The sequence below is a fragment of the Bacillus sp. FSL R5-0512 genome (genome assembly GCF_038593295.1).
GTDB lineage: Bacteria > Bacillota > Bacilli > Bacillales > Bacillaceae > Bacillus > Bacillus safensis.
This window is the reverse complement of the sequence record NZ_CP151982.1, coordinates 2229286-2246834: the sequence shown is the minus strand read 5'-3', so window position 1 is coordinate 2246834 and position 17549 is coordinate 2229286. Positions and strand designations below refer to the sequence as shown.

Annotated in this window: 19 protein-coding genes; 17 read left to right on the top strand and 2 right to left on the bottom strand. The window is 40.9% G+C overall.

The window, feature by feature from the left end; all coding sequences use genetic code 11:
• The 9 genes from NSQ25_RS11520 (at position 1) to pstB (NSQ25_RS11480) (ending at position 9600) form a co-directional block, all read left to right on the top strand.
• Positions 1-486 carry a DUF456 domain-containing protein gene (locus NSQ25_RS11520; protein WP_039180001.1) on the top strand — a complete coding sequence of 162 codons (486 nt, stop codon included), beginning with the start codon at positions 1-3 and terminating at the stop codon, positions 484-486.
• Positions 487-668: 182 nt separating this feature from the next.
• Positions 669-1277, top strand: coding sequence for a superoxide dismutase SodA (sodA, locus tag NSQ25_RS11515; RefSeq protein ID WP_326136239.1), 609 nt, complete (start codon positions 669-671; stop codon positions 1275-1277).
• Positions 1278-1399: 122 nt separating this feature from the next.
• Positions 1400-2686: an MFS transporter gene (locus NSQ25_RS11510; RefSeq protein ID WP_034280166.1), complete on the top strand. Its 1287-nt coding sequence runs from the start codon at positions 1400-1402 to the stop codon at positions 2684-2686.
• A 122-nt stretch (positions 2687-2808) separates the two neighbouring features.
• On the top strand, positions 2809-4944 hold the full coding sequence (locus NSQ25_RS11505; protein ID WP_024427976.1) for a penicillin-binding protein 2: 2136 nt from the start codon (positions 2809-2811) through the stop codon (positions 4942-4944).
• Positions 4945-5158: 214 nt separating this feature from the next.
• The gene (locus tag NSQ25_RS11500; RefSeq protein ID WP_046311780.1) at positions 5159-6076 is read left to right on the top strand and encodes a phosphate ABC transporter substrate-binding protein; all 918 of its coding nucleotides are present in this window, start codon (positions 5159-5161) and stop codon (positions 6074-6076) included.
• Between the two features lie 79 nt (positions 6077-6155).
• Entirely contained in the window at positions 6156-7082 is a 927-nt protein-coding gene (gene pstC, locus NSQ25_RS11495; protein WP_024422994.1) for a phosphate ABC transporter permease subunit PstC, read from the top strand.
• Complete coding sequence (gene pstA, locus NSQ25_RS11490; protein ID WP_046311778.1) at positions 7082-7966, top strand: phosphate ABC transporter permease PstA; 885 nt, start codon at positions 7082-7084, stop codon at positions 7964-7966. The genes pstC and pstA overlap by 1 nt, the downstream gene beginning before the upstream one ends.
• A 32-nt stretch (positions 7967-7998) precedes the next feature.
• Positions 7999-8802: a phosphate ABC transporter ATP-binding protein PstB gene (gene pstB / locus NSQ25_RS11485; protein WP_170825867.1), complete on the top strand. Its 804-nt coding sequence runs from the start codon at positions 7999-8001 to the stop codon at positions 8800-8802.
• 15 nt (positions 8803-8817) lie between these two features.
• Positions 8818-9600: a phosphate ABC transporter ATP-binding protein PstB gene (gene pstB / locus NSQ25_RS11480; protein ID WP_041106885.1), complete on the top strand. Its 783-nt coding sequence runs from the start codon at positions 8818-8820 to the stop codon at positions 9598-9600.
• Positions 9601-9643: 43 nt separating this feature from the next.
• Here the strand turns inward: pstB (NSQ25_RS11480) and NSQ25_RS11475 are convergent, their stop codons facing one another.
• The gene (locus tag NSQ25_RS11475) at positions 9644-10144 is read right to left on the bottom strand and encodes an endolytic transglycosylase MltG (protein WP_024422990.1); all 501 of its coding nucleotides are present in this window, start codon (positions 10142-10144) and stop codon (positions 9644-9646) included.
• Positions 10141-10488, bottom strand: a complete 348-nt coding sequence (locus tag NSQ25_RS11470) for a hypothetical protein (protein WP_024422989.1) — start codon at positions 10486-10488, stop codon at positions 10141-10143. The genes NSQ25_RS11475 and NSQ25_RS11470 overlap by 4 nt, the downstream gene beginning before the upstream one ends.
• Before the next feature lie 413 nt (positions 10489-10901).
• On the opposite strand from NSQ25_RS11470, the gene rpmG reads away from it, so the two are divergent.
• From rpmG to NSQ25_RS11430, 8 genes are all read left to right on the top strand, one after another.
• Positions 10902-11051 (top strand): 50S ribosomal protein L33, encoded by a 150-nt coding sequence (gene rpmG, locus NSQ25_RS11465; RefSeq protein ID WP_008360061.1) that lies wholly within the window; start codon positions 10902-10904, stop codon positions 11049-11051.
• A gap of 48 nt (positions 11052-11099) precedes the next feature.
• Positions 11100-11660 carry a 5-formyltetrahydrofolate cyclo-ligase gene (locus tag NSQ25_RS11460; protein WP_061109354.1) on the top strand — a complete coding sequence of 187 codons (561 nt, stop codon included), beginning with the start codon at positions 11100-11102 and terminating at the stop codon, positions 11658-11660.
• Positions 11661-11791: 131 nt separating this feature from the next.
• Positions 11792-12058: a hypothetical protein gene (locus NSQ25_RS11455; RefSeq protein WP_260983450.1), complete on the top strand. Its 267-nt coding sequence runs from the start codon at positions 11792-11794 to the stop codon at positions 12056-12058.
• Positions 12059-12355: 297 nt separating this feature from the next.
• Positions 12356-12529 carry a hypothetical protein gene (locus NSQ25_RS11450; protein WP_162176177.1) on the top strand — a complete coding sequence of 58 codons (174 nt, stop codon included), beginning with the start codon at positions 12356-12358 and terminating at the stop codon, positions 12527-12529.
• A gap of 86 nt (positions 12530-12615) precedes the next feature.
• A complete protein-coding gene (locus NSQ25_RS11445) occupies positions 12616-14154 on the top strand; it encodes a rhomboid family intramembrane serine protease (RefSeq protein ID WP_144496221.1) in 1539 nt (512 codons plus the stop codon).
• A gap of 70 nt (positions 14155-14224) precedes the next feature.
• Entirely contained in the window at positions 14225-14428 is a 204-nt protein-coding gene (locus NSQ25_RS11440) for a YqgQ family protein (protein WP_008342322.1), read from the top strand.
• A gap of 13 nt (positions 14429-14441) precedes the next feature.
• Complete coding sequence (locus NSQ25_RS11435; RefSeq protein ID WP_025092968.1) at positions 14442-15395, top strand: ROK family glucokinase; 954 nt, start codon at positions 14442-14444, stop codon at positions 15393-15395.
• Positions 15396-15608: 213 nt separating this feature from the next.
• Complete coding sequence (locus tag NSQ25_RS11430) at positions 15609-17528, top strand: LTA synthase family protein (protein ID WP_046311768.1); 1920 nt, start codon at positions 15609-15611, stop codon at positions 17526-17528.
• Positions 17529-17549: the final 21 nt, after the last annotated feature.

Genomic DNA, 17549 nt, shown 5'->3' with positions numbered 1-17549 from the left:
TTGGACGTTTTGTATTGGATACTGATTGGCTGTGCATTTATCATTGCGTTTGTAGGACTGGTTTATCCAATTATTCCGAGTGTGGTCTTTATGGTTCTCGGATTTATTTTATATGGTTTCTTCTTTAGCTTCGAGCCGCTTACACTGACGTTCTGGCTTATTCAAGCCATGTTTACTGCCGTCTTATTTGCGGCAGATTATGTCTCAAACTTGATTGGGGTAAAGCGCTTTGGCGGCAGCAAGGCAGCTATTTGGGGAAGCACCATTGGGTTATTAGCTGGTCCTTTTGTGATACCGATTGCAGGAATTATTATTGGTCCATTTCTTGGGAGTGTCATTGCAGAGCTCCTTGTTCATCAAAAAGATCTGAAGACGAGTGTGAAAGTCGGATTAGGCTCATTAATTGGATTTGTATCAGGTGTTTTTGCAAAAGGATTGATTCAAGCGCTGATGCTTGGCATCTTTTTATTTTATGTCCTTCGTTAAGTTGAAAAAGAGTGTTTAAAACTTTTTCAAAAGGGCTAAATACAAAATAAACACTGAAATGTTTCAGAACATGAGCAATAACGTTGAAACAAGCTGTTTCTTTTGATACTCTTTGAGTAGGGTGAATTGCTGACTTACAAAGGAAGCATTTCAGTACATACATTTTAAGGAGGAATTTAACCATGGCTTTTAAACTTCCAGAATTACCATATGCTTACGATGCATTAGAACCACATATCGACAAGGAAACAATGACGATTCACCACACTAAACACCACAACACATACGTAACAAACTTAAACAAAGCAATCGAAGGTGCATCAGCTCTTGAAGATCAATCAATTGAAGAGCTAGTGGCTAACTTAAACTCAGTGCCTGAAAACATTCGTACAGCTGTACGTAACAATGGCGGAGGACATGCGAACCACTCATTATTCTGGACGCTTCTTTCACCAAACGGTGGCGGCGCACCAACTGGTGAACTTGCAGATGCAATCGAAAAAGAATTAGGCGGATTTGAAAAATTCAAATCTGATTTCGCTGCAGCAGCTGCAGGACGCTTTGGTTCTGGTTGGGCATGGCTTGTTGTGAACAACGGAAAACTTGAAATCACAAGCACGCCAAACCAAGATTCTCCTTTAACTGAAGGAAAAACGCCAATTCTAGGACTAGACGTTTGGGAGCATGCTTACTACCTAAACTACCAAAACCGTCGTCCTGATTACATTTCAGCATTCTGGAATGTTGTGAACTGGGATGAAGTAGCTCGCCTTTACAGCGAGGCTAAATAAATCATTTGATTTGAAAAGACCTGCTCTTTAGAGAAGCAGGTCTTTTTATATTTTCCCTCCTTTTTTTACATATCTGCCTTTTGATGAGACAGACTATTGTGTAGAAAAGGAGAATGAATGGTATGAGCAGATTAAAGAAAATGTTCGGGGACATGGATGTTACAAAAGATTTATTGCTCCTCCTCACGATTGGCGGGTTATACGCACTTGCCATTGCGCTTTCGAATACGTTTGTAAATGTGTACTTATGGAAACAGTCTGGGAAATTCACAGATCTTGCGATTTATAATTTGGCCATTGTTGTGCTTCAGCCCATTACTTTTTTATTCGCTGGCCGGCTCGCAAAAAAAATAGACCGGGCGTTTGTCCTTCGTTTCGGTGTCATCTTTTTAGCCGCTTTTTATTTAATTGTCTTAATGGCAGGAGAACAAGCGGCCGCACGGCTAGTTTTATTGGGAAGTGTCCTTGGGATCGGCTATGGTTTTTACTGGCTTGCTTTTAACGTACTCACCTTTGAGATCACCGAGCCTGAAACAAGAGATTTCTTCAATGGATTTCTTGGGGTGCTTTCCTCAACTGCCGGCATGATCGGTCCGCTCATTGCGGGGATTGTCATTTCTCAGTTAACGGATGATACAGGCTACACCGTCATTTTCACATTATCGCTCTTTTTGTTTTCACTAGCGGTTGTGATGAGCTTTTTCCTCAAAAGAAGGCAGTCAAAAGGCAAATTTATGATCAAACAAATTTGGAAAGAACGTCATGCAGATGAGAATTGGCGTAGGATTACAACAGCTCACTTTTTTCAAGGGCTTCGTGAAGGGGTCTTTGTCTTCTTAATCAGTGTCTTCGTGTTTATTGCAACAAACAGTGAGCTTGCTCTCGGGACGTTTGGTTTAGTGAATTCAGGTGTTGCCTTTTTTACTTATTTCTTCGCTACACGTTTGATTAAGAAAAAGTGGCGGAAGAAGGCCATCATGCTTGGCGGGCTGATTTTATACGGCGCTTTGTTTTTAATCGTTTTCCACTTGTCCTATGTATCACTTCTGATGTATGCGGTAGCCATTGCAATAGGATATCCGCTCCTGCTTGTTCCTTATGTATCCTTAACATATGATGTTATCGGCCATGCAAGGTATGCCAGAAAGGCCCGAATTGAATATATTGTGGTCAGAGAGCTATTTTTAAATGCCGGCCGTATTTGTTCGATTGTTTTGTTCCTGCTGTCTGTCACCTTACTAGGTGATGAGCTCGGAATCCCTGCATCACTTGTTGTGCTCGGAGCGGGGCACACCCTCATTTATTACTTTGTAAAAGATATTCATTTGAAAGAAAAAACAGCTGATATGAAAGAGGCTGACGGTCAAAAGCCAGTTTCTCAAACGAACCTTATTAAGGGAGAAAGGTAAAATTTCTTACCAATGGAACATCAAATTTCTAGATAAATGATAGAAAAACCGCTAAAATGATGATGGCACCTTTTATACACAAAAAGGGGTGCCATTTCTTTCTTGATAGAAAAGGTGATGTGATGAGAAACAAGAAAAACAAAAAAGACGCGAAGGAAGGGCGCAAAACACTTCCGATCCGGCTGAATTTATTATTTTTAGCTGCCTTTATTATTTTTACCGGCGTTGTCGTTAGACTCGGGTTTGTGCAAATTGTCAATGGAGAAGATTATAAAAAGCAGGCAGAAAAACAAGAGGATGTGAATGTCAGCTCATCTGCTCCGCGCGGAAAAATTTATGATCGAAACTACAATACGATTGTCAGCAATAAAGCGCTGAATGCCATTACATATACGAGAACCTCGACGACTTCACAAGAAGAGCGGCTCAAAGTGGCATCAAAATTAGCGGATATGATTCATGTGAGTACGAAAAAAATCACAGATCGTGACAAAAAAGATTTCTGGATCTTAACGCATCCGAATGAAGCGAAAAAGCTTGTTCAAAAAGAATCAGAATTAAAGGGTGACGATAAGGTCTCTGATGATAAACTATATGAGCTTCAGCTAAAACGCATCACAGACAAGGAATTAAATCAACTGACGAAAAAAGATTTACAAGTGCTTGCCATTAAAAGGCAGATGGATGGAGGCTATGCACTTACACCTCAATTTATTAAAAATGAAGATGTAAAGCCAAGCGAAATTGCTTACGTCTCTGAGCATTTGGACGAGCTGCCAGGTGTTGATGTGACGACAGACTGGTCACGCAGCTATCCGTATAAAGGACTGCTCCGCAGTATGCTCGGCAGTGTGTCTTCGAGTGATGAAGGTCTTCCGCAGTCACTTCTTGAGCATTATCTATCACTCGGCTACAGCCGAAATGACCGTGTAGGAAAAAGCTATCTCGAATATCAATATGAAGATGTCCTGCAGGGCCAAAAGGAAAAAGAACAGAGTACAACTGATAAACAGGGCAATGTCACAAGCTCTAAAGTGTTAACAGAAGGTAAGAGCGGGAAAGACCTTGTGCTTACAATTGATATTCAGCTGCAAAAAGCGGTTGAAAAAATTATTGAAAAGAACTTGAGAAGTGCGAAACAAAGAGGGGGAACTGAGCTTCTTGACCGCGCATTTGTTGTCATGATGGACCCGAGAAATGGAGAGGTTCTCTCTGTTGCGGGTAAGCAGATTTCAAACAAAAACGGAAAATACAAATTCGATGACTACGCATTAGGAACAATGACATCCTCATATGCGATGGGATCAGCCGTAAAAGGGGCAACTGTACTGACTGGATATAAAACAGGTGCTATTCATATTGGAAGTACCCAATACGATGAACCTCTCTATATCGCCCAGTCGCCGCCAAAGAAATCCTATCAAAATATGGGACTCATTAATGATTTAACAGCACTAGAGCGTTCATCAAACGTATATATGTTCAAAACCGCAATCGCCATTGGGAAAAGCGAATATCGTAAGAATCAGGCGCTCCCAATTGATCCGAAAGCATTTGATACGTTCCGCTACAATTTCAGTAAATTTGGTCTTGGCGTCAAAACAGGTATTGACCTGCCAAACGAAGCAACGGGCTACAGAGGAACGTCTACACAATCGGGGCTCTTACTTGACTATGCGATTGGACAGTATGATACGTTTACACCGCTGCAAATGGCGCAATACGTTTCAACCATTGCAAATGGCGGGTACCGTTTACGTCCGCAGCTTGTTAAAGAAGTGAGAGAGCCAGATCCGCAGCGAGGCATTGGAGCTGTAACGGAATCCGTCAAACCGGATGTATTGAATAAGCTAGACATGACAAGTGATGAAATCAAGCGTGTCCAGCAAGGCTTCAAGCTTGTGATGCAGAACCCAAGAGGGACAGCCTATTCAAACTTTGGCAACAAAAAGTATAATCCAGCTGGCAAAACAGGAACCGCTCAATCATTCTATGACGGTCCAATTAAAAGCAAGCGCGGTACACCGACGTATAACACAACTCTTGTTGCGTATGCGCCTGCTGATAATCCAGAAGTGGCCATTTCCGTTGTCGTGCCATGGGTGTATCAAGACTACAACCAGCGCTATCCAATTACAAATGATATTGGTGAACAAGTATTAGATAAGTACTTTGAACTGAAATCAAAACAGGAAAGCAATGATACACAGGCGAAAAACAAAAACAAAATTGAAAATGAAGCAGAAACAAATAACTAGACCTTTCATAGGTAAAAACGCTCACTTTTTGTGGGCGTTTTTTTACGTTTTCTTCAAAAATTTCGATTTAAATTGACAAAATTCATAAAAAACGCCGCAATTTCTCTACAAAACTTCGACATTTACAAAACCTTAACATTCCATTTAAACGAAATTAATAAAGAACCTTTAATGTATTACTCGTAGGACAAATTATTCAGGGGGTATTCTTGAAATGAAAAAGAACAAATTATGGCTGCTTACTTTCCTTACTATCGCATTGTTAGCATTCGTCACAGCATGCGGAAACAGCAGCTCAAGCGGAGATTCAAAAGACAGTAAAGGAAATGCTTCAAACAAAGATGAGGCATCAGGTTCCATTACCATCTCAGGATCATCTGCGATGCAGCCTTTAGTTCTTGCGGCAGCAGAAAAATTCATGGATAAACATCCAAAAGCCGATATTCAAGTACAAGCCGGCGGTTCAGGAACAGGACTTTCTCAAGTTTCAGAAGGATCTGTACAAATTGGGAACTCAGATGTATTCGCTGAAGAGAAAGACGGAATCGACGCAAAAGCTTTAAAAGACCACAAAGTAGCAGTTGTTGGAATGGCCGCAGCTGTAAACCCTGAAGTGGGTGTCAAAGACATCACAAAGGACGAATTGAAAAAAATCTTCACTGGTAAAATCAAAAACTGGAAAGAGCTTGGCGGGAAAGACCAAAAAATCACGCTTGTCAACAGACCTGATTCTTCAGGAACTCGTGCCACATTTGTGAAATATGCACTTGACGGCGCAACACCTGCAGAAGGAATCACAGAAGATTCTTCAAACACAGTGAAAAAGCTGATTGCAGAAACACCAGGTGCGATTGGATACCTAGCATTCTCTTATTTAACAGATGACAAAATTACACCGCTCAGCATTGATGGTGTGAAACCAGAAGAAAGCAATGTAGAAAGCGGTAAATATACAATTTGGGCATACGAGCACTCTTATACAAAAGGTGAGCCGGAAGGTCTAACAAAACAATTCTTAGATTACCTTATGAGTGACGAAGTACAAAAAGAAATCGTCAAAGACCAAGGCTACATCTCAGTCTCTAATATGAAAGTAGAAAGAGACGCAACAGGCAAACAATCAGATAAGTAAGAGGTCTTGAATTGCTGATGAAGGAAAAGTGGAGCATTTCACTTTTCCTTTTATGACATTCATAGGAGTGTAGAAAAAGATGAAGCAGATAGAACATACAGAAGCGAGCGATCGGCTGATCAGCTCGAAGAAAAATAGGCAAATGGATGAAGTAAGAGGAAGTATTTTGGTGAAATTCTGCGCATTCTTAATGATTGCAGTATCCATCGCCATCACCATCTTCCTTGGAATTAAGGGTTTACAATCTTTCATCGTAAATGGTGTAAGCCCAATTGAGTTCTTAACCAGTATCAATTGGAACCCAACAGCAGAAAACCCGGAGTACGGCGCATTTCCTTTTATCTTTGGATCGATCGCCGTCACGCTTCTATCGGCACTTATTGCAGCGCCGCTAGGCATCGCAGGAGCGATCTTTATGACAGAAATTGCACCTGCATGGGGCCGGAAAATTCTTCAGCCAGTCATTGAATTGCTTGTAGGGATTCCATCCGTTGTTTACGGATTCATAGGTCTTACAGTATTGGTGCCGTTTATCGGACATTTCAAGTCAAGCGGCTCAGGGCATAGCGTGTTAGCAGGAACGATTGTCCTGTCTATTATGATTCTGCCAACCGTTACATCCATTGCAACTGATGCTATGGCTTCCCTTCCAAAAAGCTTACGTGAGGGATCGTATGCACTTGGCGCTACAAGATGGCAAACGATTAGACGTGTGCTTGTACCAGCAGCTCTTCCAACATTAATGACAGCAGTCGTTCTTGGAATGGCAAGAGCATTTGGAGAAGCCCTTGCCGTTCAGATGGTCATTGGAAACACGCGTAATTTACCAGAGAGCATTATGGATACAGCTGGTACTTTAACAACCATTATTACGTTAAACATGGGTCACACAACGTATGGAAGTGTTGAAAACAATACACTTTGGTCAATGGGGCTTGTCCTTCTAGTTGTATCGTTTATGTTCATACTCATTATCAGATACTTGTCGTCTAGGAGGAAGATTTAATGAATAGCAAAATGACCGATCGTTTTGCCACGTTTGTTTTTGGATTATGTGCTGCCATTATTACGGCGATCCTAGTTGGTTTGTTTTCTTATATCATCTTCAACGGTGCAAAAGAATTAAATTTCGACTTTTTGACAACCCGCTCAAGTGCAATTGGCTCTGGCGGCGGTATTAGGGATCAGCTGTTTAACTCGTTTTACATTTTGTTTATTACAATGCTGATCACAGTACCACTTGGTGTCGGCGGCGGAGTGTACATGGCTGAATATGCGCCTCAAAACAAAGTCACTGATTTTATTCGCACATGTATTGAAGTGCTGTCTTCACTTCCTTCTATTGTCATTGGTATGTTTGGTTTACTCATGTTTGTCAATTTAACAGGCTGGGGCTATACGATCATCGGAGGAGCTCTTGCGCTCACGGTGTTTAACCTGCCAGTGATGGTGAGGGTGACAGAAGACGCGCTTCGCTCTGTACCGAAGGATCAAAAGGAAGCATCACTAGCGCTTGGTGTGACGAAATGGCATACAGTGAAGACGGTCCTGATTCCAGGAGCGATTCCTTCTATTATTACCGGTGCGATTTTAGCATCAGGAAGAGTCTTCGGGGAGGCAGCAGCGCTTCTTTTCACAGCAGGCCTCACCACACCGCGTCTTGATTTTACAAACTGGAGTCCATTTTCTGATACGTCACCGCTGAATGTTTTTAGACCGGCAGAAACATTAGCCGTTCATATATGGAACGTCAATACACAAGGAATCATTCCAGATGCAGAGGCCATTGCAAATGGTGCATCAGCCGTACTTGTGCTTTCAGTTTTAGTATTCAACTTAGCAGCTAGATGGCTTGGTTCATTTATTCATAAAAAGCTTACGTCAAAATAATGTGAGAGAGGTGTGAAGGGGATATGGTTCAAATGCTAGCAGAAAAAAAAGAGATTGCAGCAAAAAAGGCTCCACTTCAAGCGGAACAGATTTTACAGGTGCAGGATTTAAGCATTTATTATGGTGAAAAAAGAGCAGTCAATCACATTTCATTTGAAATTGAGAAGAACGCAATTACCGCATTAATCGGCCCATCTGGCTGCGGGAAATCAACCTTTTTACGCAGCATTAACCGCATGAACGACTTGATCCCAGGTGCGAGAAGTGAAGGGGCGATCATGTACGAAGGGCTCAATATTTTGGATGACCGCATTAATGTGGTGAATTTACGAAGAGAAATCGGCATGGTTTTCCAAAAACCAAACCCATTTCCTAAATCGATCTACAATAACATTACCCATGCGTTAAAGTATGCGGGGGAAAAAAGAAAATCAGTGCTTGATGATGCGGTAGAGGAAAGCTTAACAAAAGCAGCGCTTTGGGATGAGGTCAAAGATCGTCTGCACCGCTCGGCTTTGTCATTATCCGGTGGTCAGCAGCAGCGCCTTTGTATTGCGCGTACACTTGCGATGAAGCCCAGCGTTCTTTTATTAGATGAACCAGCATCTGCCCTAGACCCGATCTCAAATGCAAAAATTGAAGAGTTATTATCAGAGTTGAAAAATGATTATTCGATCGTCATTGTGACACACAACATGCAGCAAGCGTTACGTGTATCTGATCATACGGCCTTTTTCCTAAACGGTGATCTAGTAGAATATGATGCCACTGAACGTATCTTTACACGTCCTGCACAGCAAAAAACAGAAGACTATATCAATGGTCGATTTGGATAAGGCGGGTGAATTTTAATGAATGCAGTAGCAACTGAAACAGCAAAAAAAGAAGTGTTTCGTGTAAATGATATGAACCTTTGGTACGGACAGCATCACGCACTCAAGCATATTGATTTAGACATAAGAGAGCATGAAGTCACAGCAATTATCGGTCCGTCCGGCTGCGGAAAGTCAACGTTTATCAAGACCTTAAATCTTATGGTCAAAACAGTGCCAGGTGTGAAAATCACTGGAGATATGATGTATAACGGCGACAATATTTTAAAAGGCCGCGTTGATCTCGTGGAACTGCGTAAAAACGTCGGGATGGTCTTTCAAAAAGGGAACCCATTCCCTCAGTCAATCTTTGATAATGTCGTCTACGGACCAAGAATTCATGGCGTGAAGAGCAAGCAGCAATTGAAAGAAATCGCTGAAAAAGCGCTTCGTGATGTTGCCCTTTGGGATGAAGTGAAAGATCGTTTAAGTGCGCCTGCATTAGGTCTTTCTGGCGGTCAGCAGCAGCGTCTTTGTATCGCAAGAGCTATTGCCACAAGCCCAGACATTTTACTAATGGATGAACCAACATCAGCGCTTGATCCTGTCTCAACATTAAAGATTGAAGAATTGATTATGAAATTAAAAGAGAAATACACGATTGCCATTGTGACGCATAACATGCAGCAAGCGGCGAGGGTATCAGATAGAACAGCCTTCTTTTTAATGGGAGAGCTTGTTGAGGTCAATGATACGAATGTGATGTTCTCTGAGCCAAATGATCAAAGAACAAATGATTATATATCTGGTCGATTTGGATAACAAAAACCCCCTGGAGGTCAGCGCCGCCAGGGGGTTTTTGCTGTTATTTTGTTAAGGCTTTGACGATTTGTTTAAACGTCATCCCTGTTTTTAAATTGAACTTGCCTGCACGAATTTCTTTATGGTAGCCGGCGTCAATCACGTAATCATTAAAATCTTTAGACGAATTGATGATTCCGTCCTTTTCAAGCATGTCTGAAACATCACTTGTGCTCATCCCGTTTTTAATAACAAATTTGACCGATTTGCCTTTAGGCTTGTCTGATGTTTCTTTATCATTTTTAGAATCGCCGTCTTCATTTGCCTTCAGTGCTTTTTCTTTATAATCAAGAAGCTGCTGATATGTTTCACGGCTGACGGAGACTTCTTTTTTAGAGTCTAAATAGTTTTTCACATCAGTGTCTGTTACTTTCGCTGCGAGTGTTTCTTTTGTGGTTGTATCAGCCGCAGCTTCATCTTTTCCAGTGAGGAAAAAAACGATCGCCAGAACACCAGTTGCAAGAATCATACCTGCCGCAAACGTTTGGATGCTTTTTTTCGTCATACAAGCACCTTCTCGTTGTCTTTAATGATCATGTTGACTTCATCTACAGATACATGCTCAGCGCGCGCAATGGCCTCAGGAGACATGCCATTTTGATGCTTTGAAATGATTTGTCTTGCGATAGATGGATCAATTTCTGAATGTTTGCGGACGACAATGTTTGTTTCAAGCAATTCTTCTTCAAGAACCTTCATTTTCTTTTTCAGTTTATAGATTTCTTGCATTGCAGATAGTTGAAGTGTTTCAAGTTCCTGCTCGACTTCTTTAATCGGCTCTCTTTGAAAATATGAGAATGCGATCAGTACGATACTGACAACAAGCAATCCGATAATTGCAATTTCCATGTTTCATCACCTTTTATTCATATTTTAATGCTGAAAGCCATAAAAGGCTTTCATGATTGTTTCAGACAGTTTTCGACCCTTCTTTTTTATACCATAAAAAAGCTAGTTTCAAAAGGAATTGCTGAAAAAATCACCTTTTTTTCATCTTTTTTCTTTTTATATGAAAAACGAGTATGAAAATCTTGCTCGCTGTCAAAATAAAAGAGGGTTCCTCATGTATACAGTACGACAAAGATTGAGGTTTTATAGGGGAGCAGGCCATTTTTCATGAAATGACCGTGTGATATGGATCAGAACGTGGATGGATTGCACTGAAATTCAAATTGGTGAAAAAACATTCTAGCATTCCTAAGCTAGAAGTGGTATTATAGTTAGGTCTGAATGTGAATTGATTTTAGTTTGGAGGGAAAAACATGCGCGTAAATATTACTCTAGCTTGCACTGAATGCGGTGAGCGTAACTATATTACTAAAAAGAATAAGCGAAACAATCCAGATCGCGTTGAATTCAAAAAGTATTGCTCACGTGATAAAAAACAAACTTTACATCGTGAAACAAAGTAAGCAGCAGGGAATTTTCCTGCTGTTTTTTTATGAGGGGAGATGATCTGTGTGAAAAAAGAGCTTCGTCTTCAAACATTAGCCAAGCTGGACCAGATGAGTGCCGAGGAATTCAAGCGAAGCACCGCTTTACTTCATGAGCGCTTGTTTCAACTGTCAGCATGGAAACAAGCGGATACGATTGCACTCACCATGTCTAGAGGAAAAGAGGTACCGACAATGCCTCTAATTGAAAAAGCATGGCAGGAGGGGAAAACAGTATGTGTACCCACCTGTTTTCCGGAAACAAAAGAGATGACGTTTTATGAATATACACCGGAAACGAAAATGATATCCCGCTACTTTGGGTTAATAGAGCCAGACCCTCTGGCGTCGGCTGCTGCATCTAAAGAATCAATCGATTTGATCATTGTGCCTGGTGTGTGCTTCGATCGACAAGGCTACCGTATCGGATATGGGGGCGGCTATTATGACCGCTACTTAGCTGACTATCACGGCGAAACGCTTGCCCTTTGCTTGACAGTACAGCAAACTGAGCATATTCCGGCTGAAACGCACGACATCCCGGTCTCAATCATGGTCAGTGAGAAAGGTACCATATATCCAAAATAAAAGTCCGCTGCTTATACGTAAGAACGGGCTTTTTGTGTTGAGCGAAGGTCTTGTTTGTGATCAAAAGTCACAAGAAAGATAGCAATCAACATTCTTCATAAAAAGGCATTTTAGCTGACGGGGGATATGTTTTGAAAAAATTTCGTGGAAAGAAAAGATACTTCCGTCATATGTGGGAGGAAGTGAATACTTGTGACTTAAAACTTGATCGTGATCTATGGTTTTATTTTTGGCATACGCACCTTGATTTTTTTGGAGTCGGGGGAAATAGCTTAAAAATAAGAAGAGAGCATATCAAAGCTCATATCGCTTTATATTATAGGCTGCTAAAACAGCTAGAAGGCTTTGAAAAGCCATACCAAACTTGGATTTGTATTCACGAACATGACCCTGTTTAGACGCTGTATATGTTTATACACCAAATCCATACGACAGTTACTTTCCGCACAAGGTGGAGGAGTTAGAGCAGAATTGTAAGCTGCCTCATACTTTCATGGATTTAATCGACCTTCATCAATTTGACGTTTCTTATGATCAATCAGAGTGCGGAGAGGTCTATTATATTCAATCAAAAGAGCAAGGGATTAGATTGTGAAGGCCTGCTTATGAAAGGAACCTTTTAAGCGATAAAAACGATGGTTCATGCATAAACAAATCCTATTTAAGCCACGATACGAACATAGGAGGGAATATGGATGAATAAAATGATTTGGAGCATTGTGTTCACACTATTTGCATTCGTTCTCGTGCAAAATCGTTATCGGCTCATGAATTTGGTTTTAGGGCAAAATCAAGTCCGACACTTTTTGATTAAATGGCTGATGAAAATCCCATATTTTCGGACGAAATTTATTCGCCAAGCATTCTAATCCCGCAAAAGCCGGGATTTTTTTGTTTAGAAATGCGGATAAGAACGATTCTTGCTATAATAATGTAAAAAATGGAGCGCGAATGTATGAATGTCATAGATAGTTTATTTTGGCGAGTTGTTGATGAACTAAGACAAAAAGGATACGAGATGATTCAAAGTCCATACCCAGAAGATGAAATATTTTTTGAAGCACCACGAAACTCAGGTTATGATCTCATCCGTCTATATAGAAAAGATGTGAATTTCAGGCAGGAGATCGTTCGAGATATCGAGGAGCAAACATATCGGATCAATCAGCTGAGAGAAGCTATGCGTAAACGATCTCTTCATCTCCTGCAGCTGCAATTTACATCTGATGTTCCAGTAGATGATTGGGAAGACCTAAACGGTCAGCCGCAAAAAGAGAATAAGGTGACAGTTACTCCTGTATTACTCAATGCAGACACGCTTCAAAACGATGTAAACGAACTGCAAAAATGGCTGAATACATCGCTTGCAGTAAATGTAGAAGAAGCGAAGGAAGATACAGCTGAGGATGCCATGCAGCTGAAAAGGAACGTGCTTCAGGCATTTGATGATCAGGAAAAGCAGCGAGAACGAGAACGGGCCCTGTTTCAAAATGGCAGACCCATTTTTACCTACTTGCTGATCGCTGTCCAAGTGGTGATGTTTCTTTTACTTGAGCTGTCAGGCGGAAGTACCAATACCGCAACTTTAACAGCATTTGGTGCTAAAAATAATGTGCTGATCTTAGAGGGTGAATGGTGGCGCCTGATGACACCAATGTTTTTACATATTGGCTTGACGCACTTACTCTTTAATACTTTTGCTCTTTGGTCCGTTGGAGCGGCTGTTGAGAGAATTTATGGGTCGGGAAGATTTTTGCTCATCTATTTCATTTCCGGCATTTTTGGCTCCATAGCGAGCTTTGTGTTTAATACGGCAATTGCAGCCGGCGCATCTGGCGCGATCTTTGGCTGCTTAGGCGCACTGTTATATTTAGCCATCTCAAATCGAAAGCTTTTCTTTCGGACGATGGGGACAAATATTATTGTCATTATCCTCATTAACCTAGGAATAGGCTTCACTGTATCAGGTATTGATAACGCAGGGCATCTTGGCGGCCTGGTTGGCGGTTTTTTCACCGCATTAGCAGTCCGTCTGCCTAAACAGGTGCAGCCTGTCAAAATGCTTCTTGCGAGTGCTGCTTTGCTCTTTATTGGCGGTTTTGGATTGTATACAGGGTTTCATTCTGACGATCAAAAGGAAGCAGCGGCAGCAAGTGAAGCAGCGAGTTTATTTGATGAGAAAAAGTACAGCGAAGCAAGTGAACGACTAGAGGAATATGTGCACGATAAAGATGCATCAGCTGAGGCACTTCATATCTATGCACTATCGGAAGCGCAGCAGGGCCGACTTGATAAGGCTATTCAATTTTTACAAAAGTCGCTTGAAAAAGATCCAGATGATCCAAATAAACTGTATCATTTATCGCTTTTATACGTAGAAAAAGGAGAGACAGCGAAAGCAGAGGATCTATTAGCGAAAGCGTTAAAACAAGATCCTCAAAATGATCAATTTTTAAAGCTGAAACAATATATAGAAAATAGTCAAACACGTTGAATGACTTGACTGAAAGCGCATTTATGAATACGCTTATCCTAACTGTTAATGAGAAGAAATGGTGGAAACAATGAAAACGTTATATGATGTACAGCAGCTGCTCATGAGATTTGGAAATTATGTGTATTTCGGAGATCGTGAAGTAGAATTAGAATTTATGGCAGACGAATTGAAGGAAATGTATACATCAGGCATCATTGACCGGACCGAATGGTCAAACGCAATGACGATTCTTCAAATGGAGCTAGCCAAATTAAATCGAAAAACAATGTGAAGGTGGAGGGCATATGACAGGGGATTGGTTTGTAGGTATTGATCTTGGCGGTACGACAATTAAGCTTGCGTTCATTAATCTATATGGTGAAATTCAGCATAAGTGGGAGATTCCTACGGATAAATCCGGGCAGACGATCACAGTCGATATTGCCAAATCAATTGACCATAAACTGGTTGAGATCAGTATGCCGAAATCAGCACTTATTGGGATCGGAATGGGTGCACCTGGACCTGTAGATAAAGTATCTGGCATCGTCTATAAAACAACGAATCTGGGCTGGACAAACTACCCCTTGAAAGATCACCTAGAGGCAGAGACGGGACTTCCATCTGTCATTGAAAATGATGCGAATATTGCTGCACTCGGTGAAATGTGGAAGGGGGCAGGCGATGGCGCAAAAAATATCCTGATGGTCACACTTGGAACAGGGGTTGGCGGCGGCATCATCGTCAACGGTGAAGTTGTTCAAGGGGAAACAGGAGCTGGCGGAGAAATTGGCCATATTTGTGCTGTTCCATTTCAAGGTGCACCGTGTAACTGCGGAAGAACAGGCTGTATTGAAACGATCGCATCTGCAACTGGCATCGTCCGGATTGCAAAGGATAAATTAGAAACCGAGCAGCATACATCTTCACTTGGCAAGCTCGCTTCGCTATCGGCAAAGAATGTATTTGAAGCGGCAGAAAACGGAGATGATCTTGCAATGCGTGTCGTAGAAGAAGTGACGACACATCTTGGACTTGTCCTAGCGAATCTTGCTAGTGCTTTAAACCCAACAAAAATTGTGATTGGCGGCGGTGTTTCAAAAGCAGGTGAGCTTCTTCGCAGTAAAGTAGAGCGCATTGTGAAACAACATGCTTTCCCGCCTTGCGCTGACGATGTTGAAGTGGTAATTGCATCCCTCGGAAACGATGCGGGTGTTATCGGCGGGGCATGGATGGCAAAAACCAAATGGCTGTCTTGAACAAAAAAGTCATAATGATGTCATTTTTATTAAAAAAAGCGATAGATAGGCATGAAATTGGATGTTTAGCATATTCATAAGTTTGTCATGAGGAAAAAGACATTGATTTTCCATCATATACAGGATAAGATATACTTTAGTTATTTTTCTAGAAGCACCAATAATTAGGGTATATCCAGAGCCTGGGTGCGCGCTTAGCATAAGGAGGTTACAATGCGAAAGAATAGATTAAAGGCGATTTCATTTTTACTGATTGCGACATTGCTGATGTGGGTCAAAACCTATGTTATCTATAAATCTAGCTTCAATATTAAAATTGAAAATTTCATGCAGGAGTTTATCCTGTTTATTAATCCGCTTAGCTTTCTCTTGTTTATCTTCGGTATCGGTTTATTTTTCAAAGAAAAAAACCGCAATCGATATATCATCGTGACAAGCTTTATCCTAACATTCGTTTTGTTAGCCAACATTGTGTTTTATCGATTCTATAGTGATTTTCTAACCATCCCCGTCCTATTTCAAACAAACAATATGGGTGACCTCGGGTCAAGTATTACCTCTTTAATTGAACCAGTCGATTTACTGATGTTTGTTGATATCATCATTTTAATTTGGCTCTATAAAAAACAGCCTTCCTTTAGAACAGATGTCACAATTTCACGAAAAGAACGAGCGGCCTATTACTTATTTGTGGCAGCTACATTCTTCTTTAACCTTGGTTTAGCTGAAACAGAACGACCAGAACTTCTTACTCGCTCATTTGACCGTGAGATGCTGGTGAAAAATATCAGCTTATATAACTTCCATATTTATGATGGGGTATTGCAATCGAAGCAGTCCGCCCAACGAGCTCTTGCTGACAGTAATAGCTTAACTGAAATTGAAAACTATGTAAGCGCAAATCAAACGGACCGTAATGAAAAGACATTTGGTCAAGCAAAAGGACGAAATGTCATTCTTGTATCACTTGAATCTACACAGAGTTTCGTGATCAATGAAAAATTAAACGGGAAAGAAATTACTCCGTTTTTAAACAAATTGATCAAGAAGAGCTATAACTTTACTAATTTCTATCACCAAACAGGTCAAGGGAAAACATCTGATTCAGAGTTTATTGTAGATAATTCTCTTTATCCACTTGGAAGAGGGGCTGTGTTCTTCACAAATCCAAGCAATGAGTTTACAGCGACACCTGAGCTGTTAAAGGATGAGGGCTACCACTCTTCTGTTATTCATGCGAATAACAAAAGCTTCTGGAACCGTGACCTTATCTACGATAGCTTTGGCTACGATAAGTTTTTTGATATTAAATCATTTGATGTGAATGAAGAAAACTCAGTTGGCTGGGGACTGAAAGATGGTCCGTTCTTTGAGCAGTCCGCTGAATTAATGAAATCGATCCCGCAGCCTTTCTATACGAGATTGATTACATTAACGAACCATTTCCCTTTTGATTTAGATGAAGAAGATAAGCTCATTGATGAATATGATTCAAAGAGCAAAACGCTGAACAAGTACTTCCCTACAGTGCGTTATCAAGATGAAGCACTTAAGCTTTTCTTTAAAAAGATGAAGGAAGCTGGGTTATACGATAACTCCATTTTTGTTTTGTATGGGGATCACTACGGAATTTCTGAAAACCATAACGAAGCCATGGGACAATTTTTAAATAAAGAGATTACGCCATTTGAAGAAGTACAGCTTCAAAAAGTCCCGTTTGTTGTACACATTCCAGGGGTGACAGATCAACATCCAAAAGAAATTGATACGGTAGGCGGTCAGGTCGATATCCGCCCAACTGTACTCAATCTTCTAGGGATTGATACAAGTAAACAAATTCAATTTGGTCATGACCTTTTATCGAAAGATAAGAATGACTTTACAGTACTCCGTGATGGAAGCTTTATTACGAAAGACAGCATTTTTACAGATGGTGTTTGCTACAATAAAGAAACAGGCGAGCCAGCAGATGATAAAAACGTGTGTCAGTCTTATGAAGAGAAGGCGAAGCAGGAGCTTCAGTTCTCTGATCAAATCATCTACGGGGATCTCCTTAGATTTTATGATCGAAACAGCCCGGACCATTCACCATCCAAAAAAGAAGGTGAAACGGAGCTGAAAAAGGCGTCCTAATAGATGAAAAAACCTCTGCTA